This window comes from uncultured Lactobacillus sp. (assembly GCF_902491705.1).
GTDB lineage: Bacteria > Bacillota > Bacilli > Lactobacillales > Lactobacillaceae > Lactobacillus.
Genome location: NZ_CABUIW010000112.1, coordinates 1 through 1,575, shown reverse-complemented (window position 1 = coordinate 1,575; position 1,575 = coordinate 1). Strand labels below are relative to the sequence as shown.

Here is a 1,575-nt window from a genome sequence, read left to right as displayed (position 1 = left end):
CTAAATCGTTAGGTCGGGTAACTGGCGCGGGGGTTCGAATCCCCCATTCTCCGTACTATTAAGACGAATTATCTTTTAGATAATTCGTTTTCTTTTTTTGAGGTGACAAAATGAAAAATAGTTTTTATCGATTTCTTCTTTATGGGTTTATTATTGTTCTATTTTTTGTAATGCTTTTTTCTTTTGTCTTTACTAATAAAAAATTAACGAAGGATATCTCGTCTAATGTTTCGGGTTTCGTTACCAAAGTAGACTCAGTGGTTTCAGTTCCATTTACTGCTTTATCAAAATCTCATAATGTTATTTCTGATCTCTTATCAACCTATAATGAGAATCGAGATTTAAAAAAATCTTTATCAAATTTAGAAAATCAATCATCTATTATTTCTAACTTGCAAGAAGAGAACGATTCTTTAAGAGCTTCGCTTAATCTTTCGGACAAACTAAGTCGTGATAATGTTCTCACTGCTGAAGTTTCTATGCGACCTTCTGTGACTTGGTTAAAAGAGTTAACAATTAATGTCGGTAAGTCTAAGAATGTTAGTAAATCTATGTTAGCAACTTCTAATGGTGGAGTAATTGGTTTGGTAACTAAGGTATATGATGATACTACTACTATTTCTTTACTTTCTAGTAGTTCTAGTGATAGTTACCTTGCTTCTAGCGTCAAATCAGAGGATGATAACCATATTTTCGGGATTATATCTCGTTATGATAATAAAAAGAAGCTGTTAGAGATGACACAACTCAATTCATCTTCTAACGTTAAGGTTGGCACTGAAGTAGTTACAAGTGGTCTTGATGATGTATCAGTAAAGGATGTTCCAATTGGTACTGTAGACTCTGTGAGTGATTATGAAGGAAATCGTACGATTTTGGTGAAACCTTATGCTGATTTTGATAAAATTTCTTATGTTACTCTAGTTGGAGATGGTAAATAATATGAAATTATCCAAGTATTCTATTATTCCTTTCTTACTGAGTATTGTTCCTTTTCTATGGGATGGTCATATTTCGATGATATTTAATCATTATTTATCTCCTGAATTTTTTCTATCATCTCATCTTTTTATTATTTATATTTTCATCTTAACTCTTGATTTTCCAAATAAGTATTCCTTTCTTTACCTTGTTTATTTTGGATTTCTTTATGATACCTATTATTTCAAAACAGTTGGTATAGTAATTCTAACTTTGCCACTGTTATGCTATCTGTTAACTCAGCTAGGTCGAATTATTAAGAGAAATACCTATGTTGATTTTTTGTTAATGTTTTTATTCCTCTTTCTATTTGATACTATAAATTTTGGCTTTGCCTCATTTTATGGTTTCTCCAATGAGTCTGTGACGAATTTTATTATTTATCAACTAAGTCCTAGTATAGTGTTTAATCTTTTGATCTTTATCTTTATTAAACCTATTCTTGAAAAATTATTTTTGTATCTGTCAGTTGATAGATTTAAATAGAACTGTAATATTGGCGTAACAAAATTTGCGCCATTTTTTGATACAATTAAAAGGTCTTATCGAAAAGGAGTAGTATTTTATATTATGAAAAAACGTATTCTTTCAGCA

Annotated in this window: 2 protein-coding genes; both read left to right on the top strand. The window is 30.0% G+C overall.

What is annotated here, in order from left to right:
- The first annotated feature begins 110 nt into the window (after nucleotides 1–110).
- Nucleotides 111–941, top strand: a complete 831-nt coding sequence (gene mreC / locus RDN22_RS11355; protein WP_013989878.1) for a rod shape-determining protein MreC — start codon at nucleotides 111–113, stop codon at nucleotides 939–941.
- 1 nt (nucleotide 942) lies between these two features.
- Nucleotides 943–1,467 (top strand): rod shape-determining protein MreD, encoded by a 525-nt coding sequence (gene mreD / locus RDN22_RS11350; RefSeq protein ID WP_049553843.1) that lies wholly within the window; start codon nucleotides 943–945, stop codon nucleotides 1,465–1,467.
- The last annotated feature ends 108 nt before the right edge of the window (nucleotides 1,468–1,575 follow it).

What these genes read in the sequence shown, in the direction of transcription:
- mreC (WP_013989878.1), top strand. Translation starts at nt 111, where the DNA reads ATGAAAAATAGTTTTTATCGATTTCTTCTTTATGGGTTTATTATTGTT.
- mreD (WP_049553843.1), top strand. Translation starts at nt 943, where the DNA reads ATGAAATTATCCAAGTATTCTATTATTCCTTTCTTACTGAGTATTGTT.